The following is a 24,169-nucleotide window of genomic DNA, read 5'->3' as shown; positions in this document are numbered from 1 at the left end:
ATTATTATGTGGAATCTTTATTTCTCCATTTCACGAATACATAAAAGGGTATTCCGACCATCAACAAAATAAATCCCCAAAACACCGCCTTTTCACCTGCCCCGAAAATGGCCCAAAGAGAGTAAGAAAAAGCCAAACTACCCATACCATATATTCCCAACCATGGTTGTGAGGGTAGCTTTTTCTCTAAAAGGATACTTACATAGGCCGCGGCGGTAAAGAGATAAGGAACCAAAGCAGTCAAGGTGCCCAGTAAAATTAGAAACCTGAATTGCTCTACCAGGCCTTCGGTATAATTCATTAGCATTACCCCAGAGGCCAAGGCACTGCCGATCAGCATTCCATAAACAGGGACACCCCGTTTGTTTTCCTTTTTAAAAATTCCTGGAAAGAGTTTATCCTTTGCGGTCGCCCTTGGTAATTGACCAACAATTAAGATCCATCCGTTAAGGGCTCCAAAGGCAGCAATTGCTGCTCCACCAGCAACCAGTTCACGTCCTAATTTCCCGGTCATAATCCCCATGGCATCGGCGAATGGTGCTGGCGACACCGCAAGTTCCTTAAGTGGAACCATCCCCATGACCGACATTGTTCCCAATATATAAACCAAAGTGGTTATAATTGTTCCCAACATGGTAGCCCTTGGAATGGTTTTTCCGGGGTCTTTTACGTTATCTGCAGGAATAGTTGCACTCTCAAATCCCAGAAAAGCATAGAGGGTCATAGTTGAAGTTATAGCTATGGCTTCAAAACTTGATGAATCACTTACATTGAAAGGTATAAAGTTGTCAATATTAAAAAAGAAAAAGCCCCCAACAATAATCATTAGTAAAGGGGTTAGTTTAAGTAAGGTCGTTACAACCTGTATTTTTCCGGATTCCCTGACTCCTCTCGAGTTTACCCAGGTTAGCAACCAAATAGCACCTAGGCCGGTCAAGACCGAAGCGATCGAATTTTCCTCTAACATCGGTAACAACACTGTTAAAGCACTTACAAAGGCAATGGCCATTACTGCCATACCAACCCAAATGGAAATCCAATATCCCCAGGCCACCAAAAATCCGGCAAAGTCCCCGAACCCGGCTCTTGTATAAGCATAGGGTCCCCCACTTTTATTGAGGAACAATTTACTGAGCTTACTGAAAACCAACGCCAATACAAGAGTACCTGCTGAAGAAGCCAGCCATCCAACAATACTGATTCCTCCATAGGCTGCAAGAGCGGCAGGCATTAGAAAAACACCTGCACCAATCATATTTCCAATTACCAGGGACGTACTCATCCATAGCCCAAGTTTTTTTTTATTCTTGCTTTGGTTCATTGGTTTTGGCTGGTTCTGAAAAGAATTATATATTTTTAAATGTACAAATTAAATTAATCGTGAAGGAAAAATTTAAAATAGACCCTGATATAACTAAGGCAGAAACTTTACCCGCTTCTTTTTATCGCAATCCTGAATTTTTTGCAGCTGTGAAGGAACGTATTTTTTACAGGTCCTGGCAATGGATTGGCCATGAGGGTTTAGTGGATAGTGTGGAAAACGTATATCCATTTATTTTACTTGATGACTTCTTAACAGAACCCATGCTTTTAACCCGGGATAAGGAAGACAGGATTTCCTGTCTTACAAATGTGTGCACACATCGCGGGAATTTGGTTGTTGAAAGTGCCAAGACTGCTAAAAAACTGATTTGTGGTTACCATGGACGGAGCTTTAATCTACATGGTAAAATGGAGCATATGCCGGAATTTGAAGATGTTGCGAATTTTCCCAGGCCATGTGACAACCTCCATGAATTTCAAATACGCAATTGGGGTCCATTTTTATTTGTAGGACTCAAACCTGCTTTTGAGCTACAAAAAGTATTGGACGACATGAATGAAAGGGTAGGATTTATGCCTTTGCAGGAGTTCATTCTGGATGAAAAGCGCGGAAAGGACTATTTTATTGATGCAAATTGGGCGCTTTACTGCGATAATTATTTAGAGGGTTTTCATATTCCTTTTGTACATGAGGACCTGAATGCAGTTTTAGATTACGGAAATTATGATACTGTTCTATATGACCATATGAATTTACAGATAGGCTATGCTGAAGGTACGGAGGAAGTCTTTGATCTTCCGGAAGGCCATCCAGACTTTGGGAAGAAGATAGCGGCTTATTATTATTGGGTATTTCCGAATATGATGTTCAATTTTTATCCCTGGGGTGTTTCAGTGAATTTGGTCCAACCCCTTGAAATGAACAAAACCAAAGTGTCTTTTTACAGTTACGTCTACGACCCGTCCAAACTCGAAAAAGGAGCAGGTTCGCAATTAGACAAGGTAGAAATGGAAGATGAAGCCGTGGTTGAAGGAGTACAAAAAGGCATACGTTCGCATTTTTACAAAGCCGGCAGATTTTCGCCAACACGCGAAAAAGGAGTACATCATTTTCATCGCCTTTTAGCAGAATTTATCAATTCATAAATCTTCATTTCGGAGCTATTTATTGTTATAAAATGTCCTATCAGGGCATTGGTTTGTTATATTCCTTTAACTACCTTTGACAAAAATTTTACGCATGAGGCCAGACTTATTTGAAGCACCGGACTACTATAACCTTGATGAGCTTTTAAGTGAAGAACACAAGCTAGTGCGGGATGCCGCCCGTCAGTGGGTAAAACGTGATATCACTCCTATAATTGAGGAATTTGCACAAAAAGCGGAATTCCCTAAGCAAATTATAGGCGGACTTGCAGAAATTGGAGCCTTTGGGCCCTACATTCCTGTAGAGTATGGTGGAGCCGGGCTGGATCAGATAAGTTACGGACTTATTATGCAGGAAATTGAACGCGGAGACAGCGGGGTTCGTTCTACTGCTTCAGTTCAATCTTCTTTGGTAATGTACCCCATATTTGCGTATGGGACAGAAGAACAAAGGAAAAAATACTTACCTAAACTGGCTACCGGAGAATATATGGGTTGCTTTGGTTTGACCGAACCCGACCACGGATCTAACCCTAGTGGAATGGTTACCAATTTTAAAGATAAAGGAGACCATTTTTTATTGAATGGAGCCAAGCTTTGGATCTCAAATTCCCCATTTGCAGATATTGCGGTTGTTTGGGCTAAAAATGAAGAGGGAAGAATTCACGGATTAATTGTGGAAAGGGGAATGGAAGGTTTTTCAACTCCGGAAACCCATAATAAATGGTCACTGAGGGCTTCTGCAACCGGCGAATTAATATTTGATAATGTTAGAGTTCCTAAAGAAAACCTGTTACCCGGCAAAAATGGGTTGGGAGCTCCTTTAGGTTGTTTGGACTCCGCCCGATACGGCATTGCCTGGGGTGCTATTGGAGCCGCAATGGATTGTTATGATACTGCGCTTCGTTATGCCAAGGAAAGAATCCAATTTGGAAAACCCATCGCGGCAACTCAATTGCAGCAAAAGAAATTAGCGGAGATGATAACCGAAATAACCAAGGCTCAGCTTCTGGCATTCCGTCTGGGGCAATTAAAAAATGAAGGGAGAGCCACCACAGCACAAATTTCTATGGCTAAGCGCAACAATGTTGAAATGGCTATTAAAATAGCCCGAGAAGCGAGGCAGGTTCTGGGGGGTATGGGAATAACAGGAGAATATAGTATCATGCGCCATATGATGAACCTGGAAAGTGTAATCACCTATGAAGGGACGCACGATATTCACTTGCTAATTACAGGTGCGGATATTACAGGCCATAATGCCTTTAAATAAACCCCGGGCTTTAAAATTTCTTAGTTATTACTTCCTGCATGTAATCCATATGCTCTGTGGCTTTTTTAGTAAAGGCAAACAGGCTAAGGCACCGATCCAGATTCTGGGTTTCATAAGTCACTTTATAGTAGATATTTCCTAGTAAATAATCCGTTAACGCCCTGATTCCATGTATAAAAGGCATTAATTTAACACCAAAAGACAAATACTGAATTTCTGCTTTAGTCAGGAAATCAGAATTCTGGCTCAGGCCATCAATAAAAGCTTCGAAGAGCCCTTTGTTAAATGTTATTTTACTGAGATCTTTTTCGTCTTCGTCCACAGTATTGACTATAGTACGCACAGCATCACCAAAATCGAAAAGAAAATATCCTTTCATTAAAGTATCAAGATCTATAAGGCATAAAGCTCTTTTATCCTTTTTATCAAAAAGAATATTATTTAGTTTGGTATCATTATGACAAATTCTAAGAGGTAAGTTCCCGGGATCATAAAAAGCGAGTTCATCAAGGGTCATTTTTGCAAAAAGAATCGCTTTCTCTGCATCCTTTAATTTGTCAGGTGTTGCAGTTTCCGCGGCTTCTTCAAACTGTTGCGCACGAAATGAAAGATCATGAAAACCGGGGATGGTGTCCTGGAAGATATCGAGAGGAGCCTCCTGCAGAAGGGAATGGAATTTACCAATAATTTTGCCTGCTTCTAAGGCGATGCCCTCATCTTGTGTAGTATCAAAAGCAATACTACCGGGAACCATTGTAAACATTCGCCAGCAGTCACTTTTATTTATTTTCAAATAAGGCTTGTCATCAATGGTCCTTATCAGGGATATTTGGTGGTAGTTTTTATCCTTTAAATAAGGCAGTGCATGATGGATGTTCTGCATTAATAAGTCAATATTGCTAAAGACCTGTGCGTTAAGCCGTTGTAAAATATAAAAAGGTTCACCATCCTGGAGGAGAGCGAAAGTGTCATTGATATACCCTTGACTTATGGGCTGTATTTTATAGTCTTTTCTCTCAATGGAAAAATAAGGCAAAACAGCGTTGGGGCCATTGCTATCCATTGATATATGGTCTATGCAGGTTCAACAGGCCATAGTGGCGTTCTGTATTCTCCATTATCTGTCATGTCCTGTAATTCTTTCATAGCTTTTTCCTTATCATCGGCATAGGTTATTCCAAACCATTTGCTGTCTGAAGGTATTACTGCAACGCTTACTTCGTTTTGTTCTAGCATTTTCTGAATAACAAAAGGAATATATACTTCACCTCCGACAATGTTTTCATCATTCTCCAGAAATATTCGCAGATCATGTTCGATATGGTCGAAAATAGTAGGATTACAAACCCAAAAATTCATGCTCACCAATTCATCCCCACTAAAGTGAAGTCCGGAATCCATATCTGTGAGCCCGCCGTTCATTTTTTGAATTTTAGTGCGTTCCACTACCGAATGCAATTTGTTACCATCTCTTTTGCAAACTCCTCTGGAAACGGAACCATATTCGGAAAGGGTATCCTCAAGGGTATAAGCTACCAAGGCATATGCATCTTTGTTCTCTCTTGTTTTGATGAAATTGGATGCATTTTTATATGCTCCCTTTCCATAGTAGTCGTCTGCATTTATAATTGCAAAGGGATTTTTAATGACATGTCTGGCAGTCCAAACAGCATGCGCAGTTCCCCAGGGTTTACCTCTTTCTCCATTAAAACCAGTTCCGTCAGGCAGGTCTGTAAGTTCCTGTGATAGGACATCGAGTTTTATATGTTTGGGTAATTTTGGAGACAAGTAATTCTTTAAAAAATCAACATTGTCCTTTTGAGTAATTACAACTATATGATTAAATCCATTATCTAAAGCATCGTATATACTGAATTCCATAAGAAACTCATCTTTGGGCCCCAAGCCGTCAAACTGCTTAAGTTTTCCATATCGGCTGCCTCTTCCGGCTGCCATAAGTAAAAGTGTCATAATTCTATTGTTATGGCGGCAAAAATAAGTTTTTATAACGGGAATCGTAAACTGGATTAAGATTTTACCTAAAATTAAAACTGATTTATGTCATATTATATTGAACTTAAAACAAATAGATTTGTTGAAAACACTTTTTCTGATGGGCAACTTAGTACGCAAATACAATATCCCGGGTCCTCGTTATACCAGTTATCCTACAGTTCCCTATTGGAATATGGATACATTTTCGGGAAAAGCCTGGAAAGCTACGATAAAGAGAAGTTTTGATGAAAGCAATGCCACCGAGGGTATCAGTCTTTATATTCATTTGCCATTTTGTGAACAAATGTGCACGTTTTGCGGGTGTCATAAGCGTATTACTAAAAGACATGAGGTTGAAAAACCTTATATAAGCACCTTATTAAAGGAGTGGAGTTTATATTGCGAACTTTTTGATACAAAGCCCAAAATTAAGGAATTACATTTGGGAGGAGGTACCCCGACTTTTTTTTCTCCCGATCACCTTAAAGTATTAATTAACGGAATATTTAGGTTTGCGGAAAAAGCAGAAAATTATGAATTTAGTTTTGAAGGGCACCCCAATAATACGACCAAGACTCATTTACAAATGTTATTTGATCTGGGGTTTAGAAGGGTGAGTTTTGGTGTGCAAGATTATAACGATACCGTGCAAAAAGCAATTCACCGTATTCAGTCTTTTGAAAAGGTAAGAGATGTTACGGAATGGTCTCGTGAAATTGGATTTACCTCTGTGGGCCACGATTTAATTTTTGGACTCCCACATCAAACGCTGGAACATGTTAAGGATACTATTTTAAAAACCAAATTGTTAATGCCTGATCGTTTGGCATTTTATAGTTATGCCCATGTGCCCTGGCTTAAAGGGAACGGTCAAAGAGGATACAATGATAAAGATCTGCCTACCGCAGAAGAAAAGCGTAATCAGTATGAGAGTGGAAAAGCTTTATTAGCTGAGGTGGGTTACCACGAAATAGGAATGGATCATTTTGCTCTGGAAAGTGATTCCCTGTACATTGCTATGGTCTCTGGAAAACTTCATAGAAATTTTATGGGTTATACTGCCTCCAAAACGCAACTGATGATTGGCCTTGGAGTTTCTAGTATTGGCGACAGCTGGTATAGCTTTGCACAGAATGTTAAAAGCCTGGAGGAATATGAACACCTGGTAGGAAATAATATCATCCCTATTTACAGAGGCCATATTTTGACAGATGAAGATCAATTTATAAGAAGGCATATATTGAATTTAATGTGTAGATTTGAGTCAAGTTGGGATCAGGAAAGTGAAAATTCCGAACTTTTAGAGCAGATCTTGACAAGGCTAAGGGAAATGGAAAAAGACGAATTAGTTGAAATTAGCGTTAATAAAGTTAGAGTTACTGAAAAGGGAAGACCCTTTATAAGAAACATATGTATGGCATTTGATGTGTTATTACATAGGAAAGCCCCTGAAACCAGGCTGTTTTCCATGACTATTTAATAGTGTTTAATTTACCTTAAAATCTAAGACAATGAAAACAATCATAGTACCTGTTGACTTCTCCGAGCAGTCGGAAAACGCTTTAAAAGTTGCGGCCTCCCTATCTAAAAAACACGGGGCTGAAATTATTGCACTTCATATGCTGGAATTAAATGAAGCAATGATTTCATCTTCGGAAGGATTTCATCCTGAACAAACCGTGTTTCTCATTAAAATGGCTGAAAAACGAATTAAAGAGTTTTTAGACAAACCTTACCTGAAGGATGTAAAAAAAGTAACTCCTATTATAAAGCATTTCAAAGTATTTAGTGAAGTAAATGATATTGCCGAAAAACATGGGGCCGATATGATTATCATGGGATCTCATGGCAGTGATGGGCTTAAAGAAATATTTGTAGGTTCCAATGCCGAAAAAGTAGTGAGAAATTCTGAAATTCCGGTTCTGGTGATTAAAGATGAATTGGAAGATTTCAAGGCTGAAAACTTTGTATTTGCCTGTGCATTTAAAGACGAAAGTCTTCTTGCATTTCGAAAAGCCAAGGATTTTGCAGATAAATTATCAGCAAAACTGCATTTGGTCTATATAAATACTCCGGGAGACAATTTTTTAAGTACTCAGGATGCTTATGAAAAAGTAAACAAGTATTTGCAAAAGGCTGGTGCTGGTAAGGAAGTGAATATATATAATGATTATAGCGTAGAGAAGGGTGTTTTAAATTTTAGCGAAAGTATCCATGCCGATGTAATTGGAATCCCTACTCATGGCAGAAAAGGGCTATCACATTTCTTTATGGGTAGTATTGGAGAGGATATTACCAATCATTCCAAAATTCCTGTAATCACATTCAAAATATAGTTTTAGGTTGATTAATTAATTGATATGATAAAGGGGAATCCAAAAAGATTCCCCTTTATTTATTTATAAATACATCAAACCAACGAGACTTCTTAGTGCACCCTAAAATTGTCTGAGAAGCAGAACTAATGGATCAAATTCTTTCATAGTTTTCCGGAAATCGTAAACTTGTCTGTCCCTATCCATGGATAAATAGTTATTCTTTAAAAGGCCGTCATGGTCTTTGTTTACTAATTTTTTTTGGTTATCTTAATTTCCTTAAATTTCCATATAACCTTTTAAGTACTAACCAATTATGAAAGCCTGTTTTTTATATTTCTCGCTGGTGTTTTATTTATTTATAAACTCAACTTTGATTGCCCAGACCATGACCAGGGAACAAATGATTGAATATACTTCTGACTGGACGGGGGGTCGATTTGAGGATGGTAGGCCAAAAATACCGGATAGTTACCTGGAACGCGCAAAGAATATCTCCATTGAAGAAGCCTGGGGCGCAATGAGAGGTCAGGGCTATTACAATCAATTTGAAGGTGATTGGATAATGATACATGAAGATATGCCAATGACCGGCCGAGCATTAACAGCTCAATACATGCCGACCAGGCCGGATATCAATGACATAATAACAAAAAAAGGTGCAGCAGAAGGGAGAATAGGGGCATCCAATTCCTGGCCAATTGATGCATTACAGCAGGGAGATATTTACGTTGCTGATGGATTCGGAAAGATAATTGATGGCACCCTTATTGGCGATAATCTCGGTAATGCCATTTATGCAAATTCTGGGAATGGGGTGGTCTTTGACGGTTCTTTAAGGGATCTGGAAGGCTTAGAACGCATTGAAGGGTTTAATGCATTTGTAAGGGGCTGGGATCCATCTTATATAAAGGATATGATGCTTACAGGTTTAAATACTCCAATAAGAATAGGCAGGGCTACGGTAATGCCGGGCGATTTGGTTCTGGCTAAACGGGAGGGTGTTATTTTTATTCCTGCCCACTTGGTGGAGCAGGTCATTACACAAGCAGAATTTGTTGCATTAAAAGATGAATTTGGTCATCTGAGACTCAAACAAGCAAAGTATACACCAGGTGAAATTGATACAAAATGGACAGAAGCGATCAAAACTGATTTTCTGAACTGGATTGAAGAAAATCAGGATAAACTACCAATGAGTAAAGAAGAGCTTGCTAATTACTTAAAAACCAGGACATGGTAAGTCTTTTAAATTTTTATTTTAATAACCTTTCAAACCCCTCTAAATATGTACACCAATAAAAAAGAAAACCCCGGGGATAAGGAAATGCAAAATGATACTAAAGGCAGGCGTTCTTTTATAAAGAAAGTAGGTTTGGGCGGATTAAGTCTGGCAGGATTAACGGCAGCTTCAGCCAATGAGCAGCTTTCCTATGTATCCCAAAATGTAAATAGGAACTCAAGTCCGTCTACCCTGAAAATTACAGATATGCGTATTGCCGAAATTGGAGGAGATGTTGCATTCAGGACTCCAATAGTAAGGATTTATACAAACCAGGGTATTGTGGGGCATGGAGATGTTCGAGATGGCGCAGCAAAAGAATATGCTTTGTTTTTAAAAAGTAGGATTTTAGGGGAAAACCCTTGCAATGTGGAACGCTTGTTTGGAATTATAAAACAATTTGGGTTTCACGGGCGTCAGGGAGGTGGAGTATCAGCTGTGGAAATGGCGCTTTGGGATCTTGCCGGGAAAGCCTATAATGTCCCGGTTTACCAAATGCTGGGAGGGAAGTACAGGGATAAAGTTAGGCTATATTGTGATACAACAGTTTCCAAAGATGCCAATGAATATGCCAATAGAATGCAGGCCAGAATTGATCAGGGGTATACGGCACTTAAGATGGATATTGGCGTTAACCTAATTAAAGACATCCCCGGAGCAATTATCAATTCTCCGGATGCGGACTATAATCCTTATCGCTATGAATACCGGTCCTATAATTTAACCAAACATCCATTCACCCGGGTTCAGATCACTGATAAGGGTATAGATTTATTAATGGAGTACCTTGATGTAATGCGTTCTAAAATAGGTTATGACATTCCAATGGGCACGGATCATTGGGGTCATTTTGGGGTGAACGAGGCTATCAAAATTGCCAGGGCAACAGAACCTTATAATTTGGCTTATATAGAAGATATTATCCCATGGCAATACACAGAACAATGGAAAGAAATTACGCAATCTTCCACCACGCCTACCCAAACCGGGGAAGATATTTACCGCCTCGAGGGAGGCTTTGAAGAACTTATCAAAACCAGATCTGTAGATATTGTCCATCCCGACCCAAATACTGCAGGGGGCATATTAGAAACCAAAAAAATAGGTGATTTTGCTTCAAGACATGGAATTGGTTTTATGCATCATCATGCAGCGGGCCCCGTATCTTTTATTGGATGTGTACACAGTGCTGCAGCCACGGAAAATTTTATGTGGCTGGAACACCATGCAGTGGATAAAAACGACTGGGAGAACTTGGTTACTGGATTCGAAGGACCCATTGTAAAGGATGGTTATGTGACAGTTCCTGAAAAACCGGGTATAGGTGTGGAATTGAACGAAGAAGTAGTTAAAAAACACCTGATCAAAGGGGAAAAATTATTTGCACCTACCCCTGAATGGGACAAGATCCGGGCGTGGGACAGACTATGGAGTTAATTGCTTTGCTAATTATTTTTGAGCATAGGAAACAACTTTCTTAATTCCTCATCTGTAGGTTGTTTTCCGTATTCACAAATTTCAAAACTCTCTATATGCTTTACATTGGAAGCATTATCGCCATACCATTTTTTAAGAGCCGCCATCTCCGTTTTATTGGGTGTAGAGGAGCGCCAGTCAGCCAGCATTTCCAAACGTTCTTTTTCTTCTTTCGGAACCTTATCTAAATTGCCGGAAGTCCAGGGAAGCCATTCGAAGAATTGTGATTCATGCGCGGCCATGGCATAAATTTTCTGATCAAAAACACTGTCAATATTTATGACTACGTCAGGATTAAAAGGATTAGGTCGCTGAAAGCCATCTTCAGAATATAAAAAAACAGGATTCTTTTTTAGAGGAGCAGTATCTGCAGCAACATTGGGCACGATAACCATATAGGCTGCATCCTGAACCAAAATTCCTGTATACCGGTGATCGGGGTGGTAATCATTTGGCCTGGGAGCTATTACCACATCTGCATTCCATTTTCTGATCTCACGGATAACTTTCAATCTGTTTTCCAGCGTAGGCATTAGTTCTCCGTCGTGATTATCCAAAACTGTATATTCAACCCCAAATCGCTTCCCTGCTTCTTTTGCTTCGGCAATCCTGATTTTGGCCAAAGCGCCTCCCCCCTTGGCATAATGACCAGCATCGCCATTGGTAAGAGAAACAAATTTTACCCTATGACCCAGCCTGGCTAATAGTATAGCCGTACCTCCTGTATCTATATCGCAATCATCGGGGTGTGCGCCAAAAACAATTACATTTACAGGGTCAGTTTGGGCATTACTAAAATGCACACTGAAAACAATAAAAAAGCAGAGTATCAGATTTTTCATAATTCGCTAATTAGGTTAATTTCATACTGATAGGATCCCAGTTGACCGGTTTATTCTTATAATAACTTTCATTTGCCAGTAGGGCCGCTCCTGCTGCCCTAAGGCCAAAATTAGGATCTTGAATTATTGTGTTCTTGCCACGGATTGCCTGGAAGAAATTATAAAAATGGTCATAGTGACCTCCTTTGTAGTCGTCTGGCGCTTCCCAAAGTGTTTCCCCAATATTCAATTCAGATTCTCTATTTTCCAGGTTTTTAGAGGCATATTCTGCTCTGATTTTCTTTTGAGTTTCTTCCGTATAAGCAATCATGGAATAATTACCAGGGGTCCTTCCCAATTTGGTGCGTACGAGTTTTACAGAATTTGAACCTACCTCCATAACGCCCTCTGTTCCGACCAGCTTGAAACCTCCTCCGCCACCAGATCCTGCAATAAAATTCACCCTGAATGAGGCGTTAAAAGCGGCATGCGTTTCAGTTTTAGGATAATCGTAAAAGGTTAATGTAACATCAGGAACATCGCGCCCGTCATTCCAGTAGCGCAAGCCACCTGTAGAAAGTGCCCGGGATGGGCCTTTTGAACTGATGATATAATTTAATGTTGAAAATGCATGAACAAACAGATCTCCGGCCACCCCGGTTCCATAATCCCGGTAATTCCGCCATCTAAAAAAACGTGTAGTATCAAATGGGACTTGTGGAGCTGTTCCCAGGAAGGTATCAAAATCTACTGTATTTGGATCGGCATCAGGAGGAATAGGATATTGCCAGGCCCCTTCAGCAGAATATCTGTCGTTATACATATCCAGAAGCACGAGGTCACCAATTGCACCATCTTCATAAAGAAGCCTTGCTTTTTCGTTTCCTAAAGAGGACATCCCCTGGCTTCCTATCTGGCAAAGCGCACCGGTATCTTTTTGAACTTTTATAATTTCATGGCCATCTACGAAATTTTGTACCATTGGTTTTTCACAGTAGACGGCTTTTCCTGCTTTCATGGCCTCAATTGTGATTTTTTTATGCCAGTGATCAGGGACCGCTACAATAACGGCATCAACATCACTTCGGTTAAGGATCTCTCTGTAATCTCTGGTAACAGCTATATCCTCTCCCCAAAGTTCTTTGGCCCTGTCTAATCTGCCTAAATAAAGATCACAAGCGGCTACAAGTTTAACACCTTGAACTTTTAATGCGGCAGTGGTGTCGTATATTCCTTGGATACCGGATCCTATTAGCGCCAGATTTATCTGATCATTTATAGCAAAGGTATTTTCTTCATAGGTTCTGTTGAGTACTAGTTTTTGGTGATAAGAGGAAGCTAAAATTTGTGGTGCTGTGGAAATTGCAGCTGCGCCAAAACCGGCTCGTCTTAAGAATGACCTTCTTGATTGATTCTTTTTCATGTTGGTGTACTAAAGTTGATACTTTCTTTTTAAAGAAGTTGAAATTACACTTTTTTAAGAAGTACTCCAAGAAGTTAATCAGACAGGTAAAAAAGCTTTGTTTAATTCTAAATCCGTGGCCAGGTCATTTATTGTTTTACTTTCCAGTAGCGCAATCATTTTTGATCTTGAAGGACTTATTAATCTATGGATCGGACATGGTTTTTCCTCATTGCAGTCTTCTAAACCCAGCAAGCAGGATTCCATTTTTTTCTTACCATCAATAACCTCAATAATTTGTATTATGGTTTCATTTCTATTGGATGGATTAAGATAAAAACCGCCTTTAGGACCTTTGGTGGAGGAGATGATTTTACGTTTGGAAAGTTCTTGTAATAATTTGGCTATATAAGCTTTTGGTACGTTTATTCTTTCACTAATATCTTTTACCATCATTTTATTGTACTCATCCGTATGAAGCGCGAGATACAATACGGCTTTTAGGGCATATTTCGAAGAATTTGAAAGCATCATACGTATTAAAAATTCAGTTACAAGGATAAAAAGATATTTTTATCTTAAATATGATTAATATCATGTTTTTTCTTTCTTTCTCCTTTTATTTTTGAAAATTAATTGACAACTATCATAGAATGAAAAAACTTAATAAAATTACCGTATTCCTTTTTGCACTTTTAATGATAAGCTGTGGGGGAAAAGAAGAAAAGAAAAAAGAGGGTTTTAGTGTTACCAGGCAAAAAACAGACACTGAACAGCCCGTCACACCTCCCGAAGCTTCTGCTACAAAAGCATCAGAGCGTATAGATCTAACTAACAAAGGTTTAGGGCCTGTGACTTCAGTCACCTTAAATCCGGAAATTGATCAGGCAATGGCTGCAACAGGGAAAGAAGTGTATGACCAAATGTGCCTGGCGTGCCATAGAATAGGTAAAAAATTTATTGGCCCGGCCCCTAACGGCATCCTTGAGAGACGTACACCGGAATGGGTTATGAACATGATTCTTAATCCGGAACAGATGGTGAAAGAAGACCCACTTGCCAAAGATTTGTTGGTAGAGTTCAATGGTTCCCCAATGGCGAATCAAGGTCTTACTGAAGAACAAGCAAGGGCTGTGCTGGAGTATTTTAGAACTTTATAACAAACAATCATATGAAAACAATAACTAAATTAAGACTACTTGTTGGTTCATTTTTTATGCTGATTTTATTTGTCGGTTGTAAAAATGAAGCTAAAACAGAAGGAACAACTTCTTCAACAACACCAACAACTGAAGAAGATAAAGAACGTGGCCAGGCCTTTATTGAAGATGACGGATCAACGCCCAATGTACTACAGATTGCTATTGGTTCTCCGGATCATACAACGCTGGTTGCGGCAGTACAAGCTGCTGACCTTGAAAATGTTTTGGTAAATGCTGGTCCGTTAATGGTATTTGCACCAACTAATGAAGCCTTTGCTGCACTACCTGAAGGAACGGTTGACAACTTGTTAAAGCCGGAAAATAAAGATGCGTTGGCCAATATCTTAAAATATCATGTTACGCCGGGAAATTATTCTAAAGATTTTCTAAAGAAGTTTAAAAAATTAGGTCAGGCCAATGATCAAAATGTAATGATTGTTGTTGAAGGGGATGATGTTTTTGTTGGAGGCGCTAAAATTATAGGCAGTGTTAAGGCAGGTAACGGAATTATTCATGTGGTAGACAAGGTAATGTTACCTCCGGAAGAATAAAAACATTAATCAATTAAAACTAAAAATAAAACAATGAAAAATTTAAACTATTTAATTTGTATCCTCTTTGGGTTAGGAATTACCTTAAGCAGCTGCAACAATCAATCTCAGAAATCAAATGGGGCTTTGTCTTCAAGCGCTGCTGAAAAAGTGTATGTAGCTCCTGGTGAACAAGACGACTTCTACGCTTTCCTTTCCGGAGGTTATAGCGGTAACCTTACGGTATATGGACTTCCTTCAGGGCGATTGTTCAAGGAAATCCCGGTATTCTCACAATTCCCGACCTCCGGATATGGTTATTCGGAAGAAACCAAACCAATGTTGAATACTTCCTTTGGATTTATTCCCTGGGATGATTTACACCACCCTGATATTTCACAAACTAATGGTGAATTGGATGGTCGATGGATTTTTGTAAACGGTAACAATACTCCCCGTATAGCAAGGGTAAGTTTGAGTACTTTTGAGACTGAAGAGATTATTGAGGTTCCGAACAGTGCCGGTAACCACAGTTCGTCATTCATTACGGAAAACACTGAGTATGTGGTCGCTGGAACACGCTTCTCAGTACCTGTGCCACAGCGCGATATGCCTATTAATGAATACAAAGGAAATTTTAAAGGCGCTCTGTCTTTTATTAGTGTAGCACCTGATAACGGGCGAATGAATCTGGAATTTCAGGTGTTGATGCCAGGGTTCAATTATGATCTTTCACATCCGGGTCGTGGAAAATCTCATGGGTGGTTCTTCTTTACAACGTATAATACCGAAGAGGCCAGTTCTTTATTGGAAGTCAATGCCTCTCAAAATGACAAGGATTTTATCGCCGCTGTAAACTGGAAGAAAATTGAAGAGTATGTTAAAAATGGAGGAGGAACTAAGATGCCCGCGGATTATGCCCACAATGTATATGACGAGGAAACTCATACCGGAACCTCTACCATGAAAAAAGAGGTAATTACAGTAGATCCAACTCAAGTACCGGGATCTTTGTACTTTTTACCTACTCCTAAATCACCACACGGTTGTGACGTAGATCCAACAGGAGAATATATTATCGGTAATGGAAAACTATCCGCAGACCTTACTGTACATTCGTTTGATAAAATGTTGGCCGCGATCGAAGGCGAAAAATTCGATGGTGATGCTTATGGCATTCCTATTTTGAAATTTGAAGATGTCTTGGCCGGTACTGTTAAAAGTGGAGGATTGGGCCCACTTCATACCGAATTCGATGACAAGGGCAATGCGTATACTACCTTCTTTATTTCTTCGGAAGTGGTAAAATGGAAAGTTGGCACATGGGAGGTTATCGATAGAAAACCAACCTATTATTCCGTAGGACATTTAATGATTCCGGGTGGAAATTCAAGGAAGCCTTTCGGGAAATATGTGGTAGCTATGAACAAGATTACCAAAGACCGGTATCTTCCTACAGGTCCTGAAATGGAGCACTCTGCTCAGCTTTACGATATTTCGGGAGAAAAAATGGAATTGTTATTAGATTTCCCAACCCACGGGGAACCACATTATGCCGCTGGCTGTCCTGCCGAATTGTTAGCATCAAATTCGAAAAAGATCTATCGATTGGATGAAAATAAGCATAAATATGCCACTATTGGTGTTGATGATGCACGTGTTGAACGCAATGGGAATGAAGTCCATGTTTATATGTCTACCATCCGAAGTCATTTCACACCTGACAATATTGAGGGTGTCAAAGTAGGGGATAAGGTTTATTTCCATATCACCAACCATGAGCAAGATTTTGATGTGCCACATGGTTTCTCCATTATTGGTCAGGGGACTTCCGAAATTTTAGTAATGCCAGGGCAAACCAAGACCTCGTTATGGGAACCTAAAAAGGTTGGGGTATGGCCATTCTACTGTACCGATTTTTGTTCTGCCCTTCACCAGGAAATGCAGGGTTATGTTAGAGTATCTCCTGCTAATTCAAATATTGACCTTTCATGGTCTTTAGGCGAATGAAAGTACTCTGTTAAATAATTTTATTTCACCTATAAAAGCGGGCTGTGTCTAAGACCTGCCCGCTTTTTTCACAAATTAAAGTATCCTACCAAAGCCACGTTTGATTTGTAAACAATCAAAAAGCAGAAATGATGAAAAAAGCAAGTATCCTGATGATCATTGGTCCTTTGTTTCTTTTGGGATTGTACGTTTTCCCGCTCTGGAACATAATGCTGGGAGCGCCTCAATATCCGGAACCTTTGGGAATGAATATTTATATTGATGGTATTAAGGGAGTTGATGAATTTGATATTCAGAACATTGACGGTCTTAATCACTACATTGGCATGCGTACACTACCAAAACCTGAGGATATGTGGGAGTTTAGTACCTTTCCATGGGTCATTGGAGGAATGGTGGCCTTAGGTGTATTGATAGGCCTGCTGGGATTTTTTGAAAAAATTAGCTATAAATGGTTTATGGGATGGTTCGTACTGATGAGTATCTTAGGAGTACTGGGCATGTATGATTTTAATGCGTGGATGGTAGATTACGGTACCAACCTGGATCCTAATGCTATAATGAAACTCACCAACGCAGATGGCACTCCTGTTAGTTACAAACCTCCACTTTTTGGCCATGTAAAAATGCTAAATTTTGACGTAACCTCCTTGCCTTCGACCGGTGCATGGTTGATGTTTTTTGGTATGACGCTGACTGTAATGGCATTTTTTGTGGGCAAAAAAGCATGGAAACCCGAAAGAAGTGCCAATTCGGTAAGACCGATTAAAGTAAAAACAAATGATAAATAAATTCATTTTTTTAAGTTTAGTCCTATTCATATTCGCTTCATGTGAGGTAAGTCCAAAACCAATTAATTATGGTTCTGATGGATGTCATTTTTGTTCAATGACCATTGTAGATAAGCAACATGCAGCTCAAATAGTAACTAAAAAAGGGAAGGCATTTAAATTTGACGCGGTGGAATGTATGCTTAATCATATGAAGGACATAGATACCGTTGAAGTTGCACTTTATTTCTGTAATTACTATGAGCAACCAGGAGAACTGATAGCCGCACAGGAGGCAACTTATCTGATAAGTGAAAATATACCGAGTCCCATGGGGGAATTCTTAACCGCATTTGACAATATGGAAGCTGCAACCGTGGCAAAAGAAGAAAATGGAGGAGAGCTCTATTCCTGGAATGAACTTTTGAAACACATGAATAATTAAAATGATGTATACGGTTAATAATGGAATTAATTCACAGGAGTATAATAAGCTTCAGATTCATAAGCTGGTAAATACTGAAAACTTAAAAATATTAAGTATTAGCCTTGAAAAAAACGCTATCTTTCCTGAACATGTGTCACCAAAAAATGTACAATTAATTGTATTGGAGGGCGCTATTATTTTATATATCAATCAGAAAGAGTACCATCTTTCCAAACATCAATATTTTTCCTTTCCTAAAGATGAAAAACATTGGGTAAAAGCACTCGAGAATTCAAAATTCCTTATAATAAGGTAATGCTGAGTATGGGTAGATTTTTTCTATTAGGAATATTGTTTCTAAGTATCTTTAGTTTAAAAGCAAAGACCTTGGTAGTATGCTCAGACTGTGAGTATAGGTCTATTAAAGATGCTGTTTCAAAGTCTTCAAAATTTGATACTGTTCTTATCAAAAAAGGCACCTACAAAGAGTTCAATATCCTTGTAGACAAACCATTAACCTTGAAGGGTGAAAACTACCCCGTAGTAGACGGCGAAGACCGTGGCGAAATCATACGCATTGTTTCCGATAATGTGACTATTGATGGACTATACATTATCAACGTCGGAACCAGTTACACTTCAGATTACGCCGCCATCCGGGTAGTTAAAAGTGAAAACTTCCTGATACAGAACGTAGTATTGGAAAAGCTCTTTTTCGGTATATATCTTGAAAAATCGAATAACGGTAAAGTGTATAACAACAAGATTAATGGCGATGCAGTGGATGAGTATAATTCTGGTAATGGTATTCAATTATGGTATTGTCACAATGTTCAGGTAGACCAAAATATTGTACAAGGTGTACGCGATGGTATATACCTGGAGTTTTCTGATAATGTTACCATCAATAACAACCTGAGCACAAATAATCTGAGGTATGGCCTTCATTTTATGTTTTCAAACGATGATGTGTACACAAATAATACCTTCGAGAACAATGGCGCTGGTGTGGCCGTAATGTTTTCAAAGAAAATTACAATGCGCAACAATACTTTTTCAAAAAACTGGGGTACAGCTTCTTTTGGTTTGTTATTAAAAGAGATCAATGATGCAGAAATTACAGGCAATATTTTCACCAATAATACTATCGGTATCAATGTAGAAGGATCCAATAGAATAAATTATTACAACAATGAATTTATTAGTAATGGATGGGCTTTGAAAGTAAAAGGGGCATGTTATGCGAATTCATTTGTAAATAACAACTTTCTAAATAATTCCTTTGATCTATCTTATAACAGTAAAATTAACGACAATGTCTTCAAGGAGAATTATTGGAGCAATTACTCTGGTTATGATTTAAATAAGGATGGGGTAGGAGACGTACCTTACAGACCTGTTAAACTATTTTCATATATCGTGAACAGAACCCCTGAAACTATTGTACTACTTCGCAGTTTATTTATGGATATCATAGATTTTTCAGAAAAAGTATCGCCCATTTTTACACCAGATAATCTAATGGATAATAGCCCCCTCATGAAAAGAATAAAATGATAAGAATTGAAGACCTCCACAAAAAATTTGGCAGGAATCACGTGCTAAGCGGAACAAACCTTTCTATTAAAAGCCCGGGCATTTATGCTGTGCTTGGCCCTAACGGTTCAGGGAAAACCACTCTAATAAAATGTATTTTAGGAATGGTAATTCCTACTTCAGGTGAAATTGAAGTAGAAGGTAAGGCTGTCAAAAAAAACTGGAAATACAGACAGGAAATCAACTACCTGCCCCAGATAGCCAATTTTCCGGGGAATTTAAGGGTATTTGAACTAATAGCAATGATCAAGGATTTAAGGCAAAAGCCAAGTCAGGATGATGTTCTTATTTCAAGCTTTGGATTAGCTCCATATTTAAATAGTAAACTGGCTTCCTTGTCTGGCGGCACCAGGCAAAAAGTAAACATACTTTTGGCTTTTATGTTTAACAGTCCGCTAATTATTTTGGATGAACCTACCACTGGTTTGGATCCGGCTGCCTTAATTAGTTTAAAAAAGCTTATTCAAAAGGAAAAGAACCAGGGCAAAACTATTTTGATTACTACTCATATCATGCAGTTTGTTGAAGAAATGGCGGATACAATAGTGTATCTGCTGGAAGGTAAAATCTATTTTAAGGGAACCATCAAAGAGCTCAAAGAAAGGACAGGCGAAAATAATTTTGACCATGCTATAGCTACAATAGCAACAAATTTTGAGAATGTTTAAAATACTGAAATACAGCTTTTACGACCTAATGCGAAGCAGATGGAGCTATGTGTATTTTCTGTTTTATCTTGCCCTTGGTTTTGTTCTTTTATTTCTAAACAATGATGTTTCCAAAGCAGTTATTACGCTTATGAATGTGATCATTGTCCTGGTTCCATTAATAGGCACAATTTTTGGCGTAATGTACTTCTATAATTCCAAAGAATTCACTGAACTTTTATTGGCGCTGCCCATTAAGCGTTCTTCTATTTTTACAGGGCAGTATTTAGGCGTAGCGGGTTCTTTGACCTTAAGTTTGGTAATGGGACTTGGGATTCCCTTTATTGTATACGGACTTTTTAGGAGTAATGCCATTTGGGATTTTACACTATTACTGGTGGTGGGAGCATTTCTGACTTTAATTTTCACCGCTTTGTCATTTAACATTGCATTGTCCAATGAAAATAAGATTAAAGGATTTGGTTATGCCGTATTATTATGGCTGTTTTTCGCGGTAATTTATGATGGGTTGTTTCTATTATCGCTTATAATATTTGAGGACTATCCTTTAGACAAATATTCTTTGGTGGCCACAATGCTTAACCCTGTAGATCTTTCCAGAACACTAATACTTTTGAAATTAGATATATCTGCCCTTATGGGTTATACGGGCGCTGTTTTCAAATCTTTTTTCGGAACGAGATCAGGGTTCTTTATTTCAATCTTTATGTTGATTTTATGGACACTTATTCCATTGTATAATCTCATTAGAAAGGCAAACAAAAAGGATTTTTAGAAAGAATAAGGTTCGATAAAATCTTTATAAGTTCCTCTTGATGGATGTACCCTGGTTTTAAGTAGTCTTTTTTTGGGATAATTCTTTAATATGGCATGTATTACATTCCGGCGTTCCGAATAAGAATTGGTTTTTCCCCAAGCGATGAGGACCATATCGGAAATTTTTATGGCGTGCCTAATAAGACTATCATTCTCTTTCCCGATTTTATCAGGAGAACCGAGAAAACTATTAGTTTGAATATAGGCAAACAGATTAACTACTAGAATAGTTTTTACGTTTCTAAATGGCTCAACTTCTTTTTCAAAAATGAGTTTTTCCAGAAATTGAACAGATTTGTCCGCAAATTTTGCATTGGCAACGCTGGGATTTTGCATGATAACACAAAGGGTGTTGCCGCTTGTTTTTACTGTATTTTCAATAGTAAGCTGATATCGAAATTTTTTACAATCAGAAAATTTGGCTTTTACCAGTACGTCAGGGATGTGTTTATAAATCATCGTTCAACAAATGCTTATTCAGTCTTGGCAAATGTTAAGTGCAATTTTAACCATTTCTTCAAAAGTTCGTTCCCGTTCTTCGAAACTGCATTTTTCCCCGGTCACTAAAGAATCGGAAATTGTAAGAATAGCCAGTGCCTCAATATTATATTTTGCAGCTATAGTATAAAGCCCAGCGGCTTCCATTTCAACACATAACACTCCATATTTAGCCCATTTTTTGAAGTCCAATGGATCTTCATCGTAGTACTGATCTGAAGAAAGTACGTTACCGGCTTTGATAGGAATGTTGTTTTCCTGTGCGTATAAAGCAGCCTTCATGATTAAATTGAAGTTGGCGGTAGGGGCGTAACTGGCATCATTGAAAATACCATTATTAAGCCCCGAATTTGTAGAAGCGGATAGGGCCAAAATGATATCCCTGATCTTAATATCCTCCTGATAAGACCCTGCGGTGCCTACCCGGATTATTCGTTTCACATTGTATTCTTTAATAAGTTCATGATAGTAAATCATGGCCGAAGGGATGCCCATGCCACTGCCCTGTATGGAAATGCGTTGCCCTTTAAATTCCCCGGTATAACCCAGCATACCACGAATATTTGAGTAACAAACCGCTTTGTCCAAAAATGTCTCTGCCATCCATTTGGCACGTAGAGGATCACCCGGCATTAAAACTGTATCGGCAATCTCATTCTTTTTTGCATCAATGTGAGCACTCATAGATTATGGATTAGTCTCTTTAACTATTTCAATTCCTGAGGAAGTGCCGAGACGAGAAACACCCATATCTATGTAGCGTATAGCGATTTTTTTGTCTTTAATCCCTCCTGAGGCTTTGATTTGTATTTTGTTTTGAATTATGCCCTGGATTAATTCAATATCTTCAAATGTAGCTCCTCCTGAGCCAAATCCGGTTGAAGTCTTCACAAAATCAGCTTTACCCTCAACAACCAGCATGCTGGCTATTTTTTTTTCTTCAGCAGTTAAGTAACAGGTTTCAATAATTACTTTCAAATTCCTGGAGCCAATGACCTGTTTTATTTTAGCTATTTCATCTTTTACCAGACCGTATTCTTCGAATTTTAACCAACCAAGATTTATAACCATATCTATTTCATCTGCCCCATGTTCAATGCAGTATTTAGCTTCACACAGTTTGGCGTCGGTAGACATGGCACCTAACGGAAAACCAACTACAGCGGCTATTTTGATACCGGAATCCTTTAATTCTTCCTTTGCCAGCGAAACATAACAACTGTTAACACAAACAGCGTAAAAATTAAATTCCCGGGCTTCAGTGCATAACTGTTTTATGGCCCTGGGCGTTGCCGTAGGCTTTAATAAGGTATGGTCAATATATCGCTCTATTTGCATTAATGCGTTTTAAGATCGTTCAAATCGTTCATATGCGGCTTTTATCAACATTTCACGATGGTCCGGATGTGAAATAGATATCAGGGCTTTTGCCCTTTCATACAAATTTTTACCAAAAAGATTTACCACACCAAACTCAGTAACCACGTAGTGAACGTGAGCTCGGGTGGTCGTAACTCCCGCACCCTCTTTAAGGGTAGGGGTAATCTTGCTTACTCCTTTTGCCGTTGTAGAGGAAATGGCAAAAATTGGTTTCCCTCCTTTAGAAATAGTGGCACCTCTTATAAAATCCATTTGACCGCCTACACCGGAAAAGTGTCGTTGTCCAATACTGTCGGCACATACCTGCCCGGTCAGATCTATTTCAATTGCGCTGTTTATCGCTGTTACTTTAGGATTTCTTGCAATTATACTGGTATCATTGGTATATCCCGCTTCTTTGAAATGCACCAGTGGATTATCATCTACAAAATCGTACAAATTTTTGGTTCCTGTGGCGAAACAAGTAACAATTTTACCGGTTTTAATCTCCTTTTCCTCCCCTGTAATAATGCCTTTCTCAACCAAAGGTAAGAGACCATCGGAAAACATTTCTGTATGTACTCCTAATCTTTTATGGTTGTGTAAATTGCTTAAAACGGCATTGGGAATATTTCCGATGCCCAATTGCAAAGTGGCGCCATCTTCAATAAGTTCGGCAACATTTTTTCCAATTGCGTGTTCTAAATCTGTTATTTGTGTAATTGGTGCAACATGGATAGGCTGATCAACCTCTATAGCCATATCAATACTGTTTTTATGAATAATACCATCTCCGTGAGTCCTTGGTACCTGAGGATTAATCTGAGCGATTACTTTTTTTGCTGTTTGTATTGCCGGCAACGCAATATCTACAGAAACTCCTAAAGAACAATACCCATGCCGGTCCGGGGGAGATACCTGAACTACTGCCACATCAAGGGGTAATATATTTCGTCTGAAAAGAAAGTGTATTTCGCTAAGAAAGATGGGTATATAATCACCTTTATTTGTATTCACGGCTTTTCTAACATTGCCTCCAACAAAACAACTGTTTATATTAAATGCCTGATTATAGGGAGGTATGGTATATTTCACCTCCCCTTCAGTATGAATTGAAATAATCTCTACTTGTTCTAGTTCCTCATATCTTTCACAAATACTATTAATTAAAGTATTGGGAGTCATAGCAGCTCCTTGCAGAAATATTCGATCTCCGGATTTTACAATGGCGGCAGCTTCTGCTGCGGTAACAATTTTCAT

25 protein-coding genes are annotated in these 24,169 nt (G+C 38.8%); 15 read left to right on the top strand and 10 right to left on the bottom strand.

The window, feature by feature from the left end:
- Positions 1-4: 4 nt before the first annotated feature.
- Positions 5-1,321, bottom strand: coding sequence for an amino acid permease (locus tag WBM60_RS07700; RefSeq protein ID WP_424277122.1), 1,317 nt, complete (start codon positions 1,319-1,321; stop codon positions 5-7).
- Between the two features lie 59 nt (positions 1,322-1,380).
- Here WBM60_RS07700 and WBM60_RS07695 point away from each other — a divergent pair, with 59 nt between their 5' ends.
- Both WBM60_RS07695 and WBM60_RS07690 read left to right on the top strand, forming a co-directional pair.
- Positions 1,381-2,469 carry an SRPBCC family protein gene (locus WBM60_RS07695; protein WP_424279776.1) on the top strand — a complete coding sequence of 363 codons (1,089 nt, stop codon included), beginning with the start codon at positions 1,381-1,383 and terminating at the stop codon, positions 2,467-2,469.
- Between the two features lie 94 nt (positions 2,470-2,563).
- Entirely contained in the window at positions 2,564-3,742 is a 1,179-nt protein-coding gene (locus WBM60_RS07690; protein ID WP_424277124.1) for an acyl-CoA dehydrogenase family protein, read from the top strand.
- Between the two features lie 10 nt (positions 3,743-3,752).
- Here the strand turns inward: WBM60_RS07690 and WBM60_RS07685 are convergent, their stop codons facing one another.
- Both WBM60_RS07685 and WBM60_RS07680 read right to left on the bottom strand, forming a co-directional pair.
- Entirely contained in the window at positions 3,753-4,805 is a 1,053-nt protein-coding gene (locus WBM60_RS07685) for a phosphotransferase enzyme family protein (RefSeq protein WP_424261237.1), read from the bottom strand.
- Between the two features lie 11 nt (positions 4,806-4,816).
- Complete coding sequence (locus tag WBM60_RS07680) at positions 4,817-5,713, bottom strand: nucleotidyltransferase family protein (RefSeq protein WP_424261239.1); 897 nt, start codon at positions 5,711-5,713, stop codon at positions 4,817-4,819.
- Between the two features lie 142 nt (positions 5,714-5,855).
- Here WBM60_RS07680 and hemN point away from each other — a divergent pair, with 142 nt between their 5' ends.
- The 4 genes from hemN (at position 5,856) to WBM60_RS07660 (ending at position 10,771) form a co-directional block, all read left to right on the top strand.
- Positions 5,856-7,217: an oxygen-independent coproporphyrinogen III oxidase gene (gene hemN / locus WBM60_RS07675; protein ID WP_424282934.1), complete on the top strand. Its 1,362-nt coding sequence runs from the start codon at positions 5,856-5,858 to the stop codon at positions 7,215-7,217.
- A gap of 31 nt (positions 7,218-7,248) precedes the next feature.
- Positions 7,249-8,073 carry a universal stress protein gene (locus tag WBM60_RS07670; RefSeq protein ID WP_424261243.1) on the top strand — a complete coding sequence of 275 codons (825 nt, stop codon included), beginning with the start codon at positions 7,249-7,251 and terminating at the stop codon, positions 8,071-8,073.
- 295 nt (positions 8,074-8,368) lie between these two features.
- Positions 8,369-9,295 (top strand): RraA family protein, encoded by a 927-nt coding sequence (locus WBM60_RS07665; protein WP_424261245.1) that lies wholly within the window; start codon positions 8,369-8,371, stop codon positions 9,293-9,295.
- Between the two features lie 45 nt (positions 9,296-9,340).
- Positions 9,341-10,771 (top strand): mandelate racemase/muconate lactonizing enzyme family protein, encoded by a 1,431-nt coding sequence (locus WBM60_RS07660; protein ID WP_424261247.1) that lies wholly within the window; start codon positions 9,341-9,343, stop codon positions 10,769-10,771.
- Positions 10,772-10,779: 8 nt separating this feature from the next.
- Here the strand turns inward: WBM60_RS07660 and WBM60_RS07655 are convergent, their stop codons facing one another.
- From WBM60_RS07655 to WBM60_RS07645, 3 genes are all read right to left on the bottom strand, one after another.
- On the bottom strand, positions 10,780-11,652 hold the full coding sequence (locus WBM60_RS07655) for a PIG-L deacetylase family protein (RefSeq protein WP_424261249.1): 873 nt from the start codon (positions 11,650-11,652) through the stop codon (positions 10,780-10,782).
- Positions 11,653-11,662: 10 nt separating this feature from the next.
- Positions 11,663-13,054 carry a Gfo/Idh/MocA family protein gene (locus WBM60_RS07650; RefSeq protein ID WP_424261251.1) on the bottom strand — a complete coding sequence of 464 codons (1,392 nt, stop codon included), beginning with the start codon at positions 13,052-13,054 and terminating at the stop codon, positions 11,663-11,665.
- Between the two features lie 78 nt (positions 13,055-13,132).
- A complete protein-coding gene (locus tag WBM60_RS07645; RefSeq protein ID WP_424261253.1) occupies positions 13,133-13,567 on the bottom strand; it encodes an RrF2 family transcriptional regulator in 435 nt (144 codons plus the stop codon).
- Between the two features lie 119 nt (positions 13,568-13,686).
- Between WBM60_RS07645 and WBM60_RS07640 the strand changes: the two genes are divergently transcribed.
- From WBM60_RS07640 to WBM60_RS07600, 9 genes are all read left to right on the top strand, one after another.
- The gene (locus WBM60_RS07640; protein WP_424261256.1) at positions 13,687-14,193 is read left to right on the top strand and encodes a c-type cytochrome; all 507 of its coding nucleotides are present in this window, start codon (positions 13,687-13,689) and stop codon (positions 14,191-14,193) included.
- Between the two features lie 11 nt (positions 14,194-14,204).
- On the top strand, positions 14,205-14,786 hold the full coding sequence (locus tag WBM60_RS07635; RefSeq protein WP_424261258.1) for a fasciclin domain-containing protein: 582 nt from the start codon (positions 14,205-14,207) through the stop codon (positions 14,784-14,786).
- Positions 14,787-14,819: 33 nt separating this feature from the next.
- Positions 14,820-16,775, top strand: coding sequence for a Sec-dependent nitrous-oxide reductase (gene nosZ / locus WBM60_RS07630; RefSeq protein ID WP_424261260.1), 1,956 nt, complete (start codon positions 14,820-14,822; stop codon positions 16,773-16,775).
- Positions 16,776-16,906: 131 nt separating this feature from the next.
- On the top strand, positions 16,907-17,566 hold the full coding sequence (locus tag WBM60_RS07625; protein WP_424261301.1) for a hypothetical protein: 660 nt from the start codon (positions 16,907-16,909) through the stop codon (positions 17,564-17,566).
- Positions 17,556-17,990 (top strand): nitrous oxide reductase accessory protein NosL, encoded by a 435-nt coding sequence (locus WBM60_RS07620; protein ID WP_424261261.1) that lies wholly within the window; start codon positions 17,556-17,558, stop codon positions 17,988-17,990. Before WBM60_RS07625 ends, WBM60_RS07620 begins: the two co-directional genes overlap by 11 nt.
- Before the next feature lies 1 nt (position 17,991).
- Positions 17,992-18,288 (top strand): cupin domain-containing protein, encoded by a 297-nt coding sequence (locus WBM60_RS07615; protein WP_424277461.1) that lies wholly within the window; start codon positions 17,992-17,994, stop codon positions 18,286-18,288.
- Between the two features lie 8 nt (positions 18,289-18,296).
- On the top strand, positions 18,297-19,529 hold the full coding sequence (locus WBM60_RS07610; RefSeq protein WP_424282933.1) for a nitrous oxide reductase family maturation protein NosD: 1,233 nt from the start codon (positions 18,297-18,299) through the stop codon (positions 19,527-19,529).
- Positions 19,526-20,236: an ABC transporter ATP-binding protein gene (locus WBM60_RS07605; RefSeq protein ID WP_424261267.1), complete on the top strand. Its 711-nt coding sequence runs from the start codon at positions 19,526-19,528 to the stop codon at positions 20,234-20,236. The genes WBM60_RS07610 and WBM60_RS07605 overlap by 4 nt, the downstream gene beginning before the upstream one ends.
- Positions 20,229-21,011 (top strand): ABC transporter permease, encoded by a 783-nt coding sequence (locus WBM60_RS07600; RefSeq protein ID WP_424261270.1) that lies wholly within the window; start codon positions 20,229-20,231, stop codon positions 21,009-21,011. Before WBM60_RS07605 ends, WBM60_RS07600 begins: the two co-directional genes overlap by 8 nt.
- On the opposite strand, the gene WBM60_RS07595 is transcribed toward WBM60_RS07600, so the two are convergent.
- Genes WBM60_RS07595 through WBM60_RS07580 form a run of 4 tightly spaced genes read right to left on the bottom strand, consistent with a single transcriptional unit; the run spans position 21,008 to position 24,169 of the window.
- Positions 21,008-21,511 (bottom strand): DUF1643 domain-containing protein, encoded by a 504-nt coding sequence (locus WBM60_RS07595; protein WP_424261272.1) that lies wholly within the window; start codon positions 21,509-21,511, stop codon positions 21,008-21,010. The two genes, WBM60_RS07600 and WBM60_RS07595, sit on opposite strands and share 4 nt — an antisense overlap.
- A gap of 18 nt (positions 21,512-21,529) precedes the next feature.
- Positions 21,530-22,234: a purine-nucleoside phosphorylase gene (deoD, locus tag WBM60_RS07590; protein WP_424261274.1), complete on the bottom strand. Its 705-nt coding sequence runs from the start codon at positions 22,232-22,234 to the stop codon at positions 21,530-21,532.
- A gap of 3 nt (positions 22,235-22,237) precedes the next feature.
- Positions 22,238-22,888 carry a deoxyribose-phosphate aldolase gene (deoC, locus tag WBM60_RS07585; protein WP_424278962.1) on the bottom strand — a complete coding sequence of 217 codons (651 nt, stop codon included), beginning with the start codon at positions 22,886-22,888 and terminating at the stop codon, positions 22,238-22,240.
- A 9-nt stretch (positions 22,889-22,897) separates the two neighbouring features.
- Positions 22,898-24,169: an acetyl-CoA hydrolase/transferase family protein gene (locus WBM60_RS07580; RefSeq protein ID WP_424261278.1), complete on the bottom strand. Its 1,272-nt coding sequence runs from the start codon at positions 24,167-24,169 to the stop codon at positions 22,898-22,900.

The organism is Eudoraea sp. (assembly GCF_049669105.1).
Classification (GTDB): domain Bacteria; phylum Bacteroidota; class Bacteroidia; order Flavobacteriales; family Flavobacteriaceae; genus Eudoraea.
Note: the sequence above shows the minus strand (reverse complement) of the source record. Positions and strands in the feature narration are given on the sequence as shown.

Bases quoted from the DNA above. Each gene is read 5' to 3' on its own strand.
- WBM60_RS07655 (WP_424261249.1), bottom strand. From the start codon at position 11,652: ATGAAAAATCTGATACTCTGCTTTTTTATTGTTTTCAGTGTGCATTTT.
- WBM60_RS07605 (WP_424261267.1), top strand. From the start codon at position 19,526: ATGATAAGAATTGAAGACCTCCACAAAAAATTTGGCAGGAATCACGTG.
- WBM60_RS07615 (WP_424277461.1), top strand. From the start codon at position 17,992: ATGATGTATACGGTTAATAATGGAATTAATTCACAGGAGTATAATAAG.
- hemN (WP_424282934.1), top strand. From the start codon at position 5,856: ATGGGCAACTTAGTACGCAAATACAATATCCCGGGTCCTCGTTATACC.
- WBM60_RS07660 (WP_424261247.1), top strand. From the start codon at position 9,341: ATGTACACCAATAAAAAAGAAAACCCCGGGGATAAGGAAATGCAAAAT.
- WBM60_RS07620 (WP_424261261.1), top strand. From the start codon at position 17,556: ATGATAAATAAATTCATTTTTTTAAGTTTAGTCCTATTCATATTCGCT.
- WBM60_RS07700 (WP_424277122.1), bottom strand. From the start codon at position 1,321: ATGAACCAAAGCAAGAATAAAAAAAAACTTGGGCTATGGATGAGTACG.
- WBM60_RS07595 (WP_424261272.1), bottom strand. From the start codon at position 21,511: ATGATTTATAAACACATCCCTGACGTACTGGTAAAAGCCAAATTTTCT.
- deoC (WP_424278962.1), bottom strand. From the start codon at position 22,888: ATGCAAATAGAGCGATATATTGACCATACCTTATTAAAGCCTACGGCA.
- nosZ (WP_424261260.1), top strand. From the start codon at position 14,820: ATGAAAAATTTAAACTATTTAATTTGTATCCTCTTTGGGTTAGGAATT.
- WBM60_RS07680 (WP_424261239.1), bottom strand. From the start codon at position 5,713: ATGACACTTTTACTTATGGCAGCCGGAAGAGGCAGCCGATATGGAAAA.
- WBM60_RS07640 (WP_424261256.1), top strand. From the start codon at position 13,687: ATGAAAAAACTTAATAAAATTACCGTATTCCTTTTTGCACTTTTAATG.
- WBM60_RS07650 (WP_424261251.1), bottom strand. From the start codon at position 13,054: ATGAAAAAGAATCAATCAAGAAGGTCATTCTTAAGACGAGCCGGTTTT.
- WBM60_RS07610 (WP_424282933.1), top strand. From the start codon at position 18,297: ATGGGTAGATTTTTTCTATTAGGAATATTGTTTCTAAGTATCTTTAGT.
- WBM60_RS07645 (WP_424261253.1), bottom strand. From the start codon at position 13,567: ATGATGCTTTCAAATTCTTCGAAATATGCCCTAAAAGCCGTATTGTAT.
- WBM60_RS07600 (WP_424261270.1), top strand. From the start codon at position 20,229: ATGTTTAAAATACTGAAATACAGCTTTTACGACCTAATGCGAAGCAGA.
- WBM60_RS07670 (WP_424261243.1), top strand. From the start codon at position 7,249: ATGAAAACAATCATAGTACCTGTTGACTTCTCCGAGCAGTCGGAAAAC.
- WBM60_RS07580 (WP_424261278.1), bottom strand. From the start codon at position 24,169: ATGAAAATTGTTACCGCAGCAGAAGCTGCCGCCATTGTAAAATCCGGA.
- WBM60_RS07690 (WP_424277124.1), top strand. From the start codon at position 2,564: ATGAGGCCAGACTTATTTGAAGCACCGGACTACTATAACCTTGATGAG.
- WBM60_RS07665 (WP_424261245.1), top strand. From the start codon at position 8,369: ATGAAAGCCTGTTTTTTATATTTCTCGCTGGTGTTTTATTTATTTATA.
- WBM60_RS07685 (WP_424261237.1), bottom strand. From the start codon at position 4,805: ATGGATAGCAATGGCCCCAACGCTGTTTTGCCTTATTTTTCCATTGAG.
- deoD (WP_424261274.1), bottom strand. From the start codon at position 22,234: ATGAGTGCTCACATTGATGCAAAAAAGAATGAGATTGCCGATACAGTT.
- WBM60_RS07625 (WP_424261301.1), top strand. From the start codon at position 16,907: ATGAAAAAAGCAAGTATCCTGATGATCATTGGTCCTTTGTTTCTTTTG.
- WBM60_RS07635 (WP_424261258.1), top strand. From the start codon at position 14,205: ATGAAAACAATAACTAAATTAAGACTACTTGTTGGTTCATTTTTTATG.